This window comes from Frankia sp. CeRuru1, from assembly GCF_977966315.1.
The window spans coordinates 1-6,959 of record NZ_CDWWEW010000273.1 but is presented as its reverse complement, the minus strand read 5'-3'; the positions used below and the strand labels follow the sequence as shown (position 1 = coordinate 6,959).

General features: G+C 72.1%; 4 protein-coding genes. 1 reads left to right on the top strand and 3 read right to left on the bottom strand.

The features are described from left to right. A partial coding sequence (locus tag AC08OP_RS17645) for a glycosyltransferase family 4 protein (RefSeq protein ID WP_476615197.1) occupies positions 1 to 1,056 on the top strand: 1,056 nt, incomplete at its 5' end. A gap of 1,875 nt (positions 1,057 to 2,931) precedes the next feature. On the opposite strand, the gene AC08OP_RS17640 is transcribed toward AC08OP_RS17645, so the two are convergent. From AC08OP_RS17640 to AC08OP_RS17630, 3 genes are all read right to left on the bottom strand, one after another. After that, positions 2,932 to 4,344, bottom strand: coding sequence for a hypothetical protein (locus AC08OP_RS17640; RefSeq protein WP_476615196.1), 1,413 nt, complete (start codon positions 4,342 to 4,344; stop codon positions 2,932 to 2,934). Between the two features lie 98 nt (positions 4,345 to 4,442). Next, entirely contained in the window at positions 4,443 to 6,104 is a 1,662-nt protein-coding gene (locus AC08OP_RS17635; protein ID WP_476615195.1) for an MDR family MFS transporter, read from the bottom strand. A 49-nt stretch (positions 6,105 to 6,153) separates the two neighbouring features. Beyond that, the coding region (locus AC08OP_RS17630) for an acyl-CoA-like ligand-binding transcription factor (protein ID WP_476615194.1) at positions 6,154 to 6,959 on the bottom strand (806 nt) is incomplete at its 5' end.

Below are 6,959 nucleotides of genomic sequence, written 5' to 3'. Positions count from 1 at the left end.
GGGTTGGGCGAGCTCCCGGGCGCGCTGCCGGCCGGGGTACGAACGGCGGCCCGGCGGGCACCGGCCCGGCTGTTGCAGGACGCCTGGGCCCGCTCGGAGTACCCGCCCGTCGAGTGGCTCACCGGCCCCGCCGACGTCATGCACGCGACGAACTTCGTCCTTCCACCCCTGCGCCGGGCCCGCGGTGTGCTGACCATCCATGACCTGTCCTACCTGCGTACCCCGGACACGGTGACGGGGGCGTCCGCCCGCTACAGCGATCTGGTCCCCCGCGGCCTGCGCCGGGCGTCCGCCGTGCTGACGCCCAGCCGCGCGGTGGCCGACGAGGTGGTGACGGCCTACCGGCTCGACCCCGCACTGGTGACCCCGACGCCGCTCGGCGTCGACGACGCCTGGTTCACCACGGCGAAGCCGAGCCTCGCCTGGCGCAGGGCCCGTGGCCTGCCCGAGCGGTACCTGCTGTTCGTCGGTTCGGTGGAGCCCCGCAAGAACCTCCCGGCGCTGCTGGAGGCGGTCCGCCGACTGCACGCGACGAAAATCGACGCTCCGCCGTTGGTGCTCGTCGGGCCTCCGGGGTGGGGACCGGCGCTGGACCTGGCGAACCTGCCGTCCGACGCCGTCGTCGTCGCCGGTTACCTCGACAGCGAGGCACTGCGGACGACCGTCGCCGGAGCGAGCGTGCTGTGCTTCCCGTCCCGGTACGAGGGCTTCGGTCTACCCCCCCTGGAGGCGCTCGCCGCCGGGACTCCGGTGGTCGCCGCCGACATCCCGACCGTGCGGGAGGTCACCGCCGCTCTCGTCGACGTCGCCGCCCCCGCCGGCCGGACCCCTGGCCAGGCCCCCGGACGGGCCATCACCCGGCCCAGCAGTCCGGTGCGGCTCGTTCGGCAGACCGACCGCGACTCGTTCGCCGACGACCTCGCCGAGGCGATCCTGGAGCTGCTCGACTCCCCCGGCGACACCGACGCCGGCCGGGCGCACGCCCGCACGTTCACCTGGCGGCGCACCGCGCAGCTCACCGCGGCCGTCTACCGCCGGGTCACCGAGCTTCCATAACGCGACAACGAGCAGGACACCGCCGAGAACGGCCCATCCCGCCAGGCACGACAGCCCGAGGTCGGGCGGGCCCGGGGCCGTCTGGTCCCAGGCGGCCCGCAGCCGGTCCAGGTTCGCCAGCGGGGCGAGCGCGGGCCGCTTGAATGCCAGGTCACGGATGAGCATGACCACGGTGAGCGCTGCCAGCGCGGCGACGACCGCGACCGTCGGCAGGCCGCGGCGGCCCAGCGGCAACGACCCGCAGCAGGCCGCGACGACGAAGGCGAGGATCGGCAGCATCGGCAGCAGGTACCGGGTGAACGGCGCGCCTCCGACGGCGACGTATCCCACCAGGGTGGCGACGACGAGCAGGCAGTGCAGGGTGAGCAGAAGGCCGATGACGACGCTGCCGGCCAGCCGGCCTCCCGGCGGATCCGCCTCGGAGTGCCCGTCGTCCACCCCGTCGTCCACCGGCCGGGCCTCGGTGGTACCCGCGATCCGGGCGGCTGGGCATGCAGCGGTCCGCAGCCGGGCGCCCAGGACCCGAACCCCCGCCGCCACCAGGCCCGCGCCGGTCACGACCGCGACCCCGACGGCGATCGTCCGGGCGTGACCGGTCAGCAGGACGGGACGTCCGAAGAACCCGCGGTAGGCGTGCCACCAGAAGTCGCTGTCGCGTAATACCTGCCAGGCCGACGTCCGCCCATCGCGGATCGGGAACATCTCGGCGACCCGGCCCGAGGCGGTGGGATCGCCGTACCGGCGCACGTTACGCAGGTAGAACCAGCCGGTCGCGGCGAAAGTCAGCGCGACGAGCGCGACCGCGGCCGTCAGGCCACGCCCGGCTCGCCGCAGCCGGCCACCGGACGTCCGCATCGAGACGGCGGCACCGAGAGCCGGGACGACCACCGCGACGGCCAACGCGCCACTGGCCCGACTCGCCGCCGCGGCCGGGCCGAGCACCGCCAGCGCCGCCAGGGTCCGCGGCCCCGGTCCCCGGCGGGTGATCGCGACGGCCACCGCGAGCAGGCCGGTGATGGTCGCCACCGCCAGGGTGTCGTTGTAGACCTGGCCGGAGATGAGGACGAACATGCCGACCACGCCGACGATCGCCGCCGCGCCGACGGCGACACCGGGCCGCCCCGGCAGCACACCGCGGACCAGCGCCGCGGTCGCGATCACCGCGGTGATCCCGAACGCCACGTTGAGAAGGCGGGCGGCCCGGAAACCGGCCAGCGGATGATCCAGCGCGACGCCCGTCCGGAGCGGGACGGCCTCGACCGCGTAGAACAGCGGTGGATGGTTCGCGGTGTAGGTGAGGTCGGCATTCGTCAGTGGTCGGCCGAGGCGCACCCCGCAGAGCCGATCGACGTGGGAGGCCACCGCGGCCCGCGCCTGCTGCGGCGACACCACGCAGTCGGCGGGCAGTCCCGGCATGCTCGGGATGCGGGAGTGCACGGGCGAGTCGAGCACGGGCAACGAGCCGTCGGCGACGACGAACGCGTAGGCGGTGTGCTGTGCCTCGTCGGCCGAGGTGAAGGGAGGCACGACCGCGGCGACGAGCACACCGAGCGCGGAGAAAACCATGCCGGCCGCGACCACCCCGGTCACAAGCCAGCGCCGCCCCGGATCCGACACCCGCCGGACCTCCGATACCCGCCGGACCTCCGACACCCGCCGGACCTCCGACACCCGCCAGGCCTCCGGCGCCGCACCGGTCCCAGGCACCTGCGTGGAGGTTTCGACCGCCTGCCACGCATCCCCGCCAGGCACGTCGGCAACCCTCTCAGCATCGGCCGGGCGGTGTCGCCCCGACTACCACGCCACAACGCCGGTCAGCCCGTCGAACATCAGCGACGATCGTTTGGCGGATACGACGGTATCGTCCGCTTGGCGTCAGCTGTCCGGCGGTCCGTTATCCGGCGGCCGGCGCTCTCCGGCGGTCCGGGTTTGGAGCGCGGCAACGAATCCGGCCACGCCCAGGATCGCGGCCGATCCGATCGGCCCGATGACCGCGGCGAGGTAGCGGTAGTCGAATCCGGAGGTCAGCGCGGACAGCACAAGGGTCGACAGGCCGGCCCCGGCGGCCAGCCAGAACAGCCGCCCGACCCCCAGCCACGCTGCCGTCACCCCACTCCTGCGCACCCGGCGAACGGCCTCGAGCAGTACTGCCGCGAGACCCGCCAGCAGGCCCAGGCCGACGAGCGGCATCGGAGCGTAGGCCAGGCGGGAGTAGACGGCCAGCCAGCCCGCCGCGGGGTTGTGCACCTCGGTCGCGACGAAATAGCCGTCGTCGGCATGCGGATCGTCCGGGGTCAGCACGTTGGTCACGCTGGACGGCAGTTCCCAGGTGTCCGCCCGCGAGGTCTTCGTCGTCTCATGCCGGACCGGGGAGAGATAGCCGACGAGGTACCGGGCCGACGTCGTCACCAGCATCCACGGCTGGTCACGCACGACCTCGCCCGCGAACTCGGCCGCGAGGTCCTCCCGTCCCGGTGGGATGTGCCGGTGCCCCTGGCGCAGAGGGGAGTCGGCCGGCCACAGGTAGCGAACCGGCGAACCCCGCTGGTCGACCGGCCGTGGGTCGCACAGGGTGCGCAGGTCCGCTCGCGACAGCGCGGAACAATCCGCGAACGGCGCCACCCGCCCGTACAGGAAGAACCCGGAGTGCGCGGAGACGGCGAAGCCCCCTCCCGCCGAGGCGCTCCACCCAGAGTAGGCCAGGATCGGCGCGGCGGCGGCCAGCGCGAAGGCGAGGACGGGTCGGGCCGCCCGAGGAGCGGCAACCGACCCGGCCCAGGAAGTCGCGCGCCGCCGGTCGGCCAGCACGGTGCCGAGCAGGACGACCAGGCCGACCGCCAGCGGGCCGTAGCCCACCGTCCGCACGCACAGGCAGGCTCCGAGCAGCAGGCCGGCGGCGGCGCAGGCAACGGGCCGAGGGCGTCCCGGTAACGCGAGCAGCGCCACGCCGACCGAGACGAGAACCCCAAACAGGCTGTCGGCGAGGACGAACTGGCCGAGGTCCAGCACCCACGGGGAGAGCAAGGCGGGGGTGGCGGCGAGGGCGGCGAGCCACGGCCGGCGGGCAACCCGCAACGCCACCGCATAGAGCGCCACCGCCGCGCCCAGCGTGAGCAGGTGCTGGACGACGACGACCCGCGTCAGGTGGGCCTGCCCGTCGAGGATCCGCAGGAACATCGGGTAGCCCGACGGCCGCCAGTCGCCCGGCCAGATGTCCCGCCATGCCTGGTCGAGGTAGGCCGCCGAATCCCCGAGGTACATCAGCGCGGGCGGGTAGGTGACGATCACCAGGACCCGGGCAGCGATCCCGGCGGCGACCAGCAGCAGAAAGACCGCGTGCCGACGGGGCGTCCCGCGCAGGCGCCGACGCGCGGTCGAAATCGCGGCTACTTGAGGACCTCCGCGGTCTCGTCGGACTCCGCCGAGCCCGGCGCCGCGGGCCGTGCGCCACCGACGGTGTTTCCCAGGCGGATCTCGGGCAGCAACCAGGCCAGCGCGAAGGCGCACAGACCGATCGGCACCGCCACCAGGAAGACGGTCTGCATCGCGTCCGAGAACGCCTGGACGAATCCGTCCCGGATCGTCGGGGGCAGCCTGTGGAGCACCTGGGGGGTGATGTTGGAACCGGAGGCGGACAGACCGGGTGGCAACGGGATGCCCGCGAACCGCTCGGCGAGGTTACCTCTGAGCTGGTTCGCGAAGATCGCGCCGAACACGGCGGTACCGAACGACCCGCCGATGAACCGGAAGAAGGTCGCACCCGAGGTGGCCACGCCCATCTGCCGGTAGTCGACAGCGTTCTGCACGGCCATGACCAGGACCTGCAGGACCGCGCCGATCCCGACCCCGAGAAGGAACATGGACAACGTGAGCTGCAGCGTAGAGATGTCGGGACTGATGAACGACAGCAGGAACAGGCCGATCGACATCATCGCGGTACCGACGACCGGGAAGATCTTGTAACGGCCCCACCGGCTGATGAGCCGGCCGGAGATGATCGAGCTGAGTAGCAGCCCACCCATCACCGGCAGCATCTGCAGGCCGGAGTCCGTCGGGTCGACTCCCTTCACCACCTGGAGGAACAGCGGCAGGAAGACGATCGCGCCGAACATCGCGAAGCCGACGACGAAGCCGACCGCGCCGGCCACCGAGAACACCCGGACCCGGAACAGGGTCAGCGGCAGCACGGGTTCGACCGCCACTCGTTCGACGAACACGAACCCGACGAGGAGCACAACTCCCGCGACGCCCATCCCGATGATCTCCGGTGATCCCCAGGCGTAGGTGGTGCCAACCAGGCTGGTCAGCAACACGAGGCTGGTCGTCGCCATGGCCAGGAGCACGGTGCCGAGGTAGTCGATGACGTGCCTGATGCGGTTCCTCGTCGCCGGGAGCGCCAACGCCGTCACCACCAGGGCGACCGCGCCCACCGGCAGGTTCACGTAGAAGACCCAGCGCCAGGAGAGATGGTCGACGAACAGGCCGCCGAGTAGCGGACCGACCACCGACGACACACCGAACGTCGCGCCGAACAGCCCCTGGTAACGGCCTCGATCGCGCGGTGGAACGAGATCACTGATGATCGTTATTGCACTGATGATCAACCCGCCGCCACCGAGTCCTTGGACAGCACGGAAGGCGATCAGCTGCCCCATCGACGTACTGACACCGGCGATCACCGAGCCCACCAGGAAGATGACGATCGCCACCTGGAACAGGATCTTGCGGCCGTACAGATCACCGAGCTTGCCCCAGACCGGTGTGGACACCGTGGAGGCCAGCAGGTAGGCAGTCACCACCCAGGAGAGATGGGTGGCGCCGCCGAGATCCCCGACGATCGTCGGCAGTGCCGTCGACACGATCGTCTGATCCAGCGAGGCCAACAGGATTCCGAGGAGCAGCGCTCCCATGATCAGCCAGAGCCGGCGCTGGTCGGAGACCTGCGGGGGGGTCACGGCAGCGCCGCCGCGGGGCGCCGGCGACGTGCCGGCGCCGGTTCCGCCGGACTCGGCGTCCTCGGCGTCCTCGGCCGATCGAGCCTGCGTCATGACCGGCTCCCTTCATGGTCGTCGCTGACGTCGACGTGCTCGGTCGATCTCATTCGGGTCGCTGTCCTCGTTGTTCTTGTTCCCGGCGTTCCGGGTGGGCCCGGCGTTCCCGGTGGGACGACGTGATCGGCGCGTTCGAGGTGCCCACCACGTCGGATCCGTCCGACCCGCCGGACTCGTGTCCGGACTCGTGTCCGGACTCGTGTGTGGCGCCGGACCCGTCTGAGGTGCCGGAGGGACCAGGCGGAGCCAGGCCGCGGGCCAGGATGTCGAAGGCGCGGCCGAGAGTGTCGGGCAACGAAGCGTCATCCGGGGACTCCTGCCACCGCACGGTCAGGGTTCGCACGACGGCCAACGTCGTCGCGACCAGCACGACGGGGTAGGGGTCACGATCGGGATCGAGCCCGCAACGCCGGCCGATCGCCTCGGCGAGAGCGCGTTCGTAGGAACTCCAGCTGGCCGCGTTGGCCATGGTCAGATGCGGATGGGCACGGATGATCGCAAGCCGGACGCGCCACAGCTCGGCCTGATCGGGCGCGACGAGGGCGGCCCGGTCCAGTATGACCGCCCGCAACGCCGCCAGCGGCTCCTCCTCGGGAGGACGCTCCGCCAGCGCCATGCTGATCTCGGTGATGTCCTCGGGATCGATGCCGGCGATCGCGTCGTCCTTCGTCGGGAAGTAGTTGAAGAACGTCCGGGTGGAGACCTCGGCCACGGCGGCGATCTCGTCGACCGAGACGTTCTCCAGACCACGCTCCGCGACGAGCCGGATGGCTGCGGCCCGCAGGGCCCGGCGGGTCTGCCGCTTCTTGCGCTCCCGCAGCCCCGGCCCGGACGACCTCCCGGGCTCGCCAG

Coding starts and splice junctions, on each gene's coding strand:
- AC08OP_RS17635 (WP_476615195.1), bottom strand. CDS start 6,104: ATGACGCAGGCTCGATCGGCCGAGGACGCCGAGGACGCCGAGTCCGGC.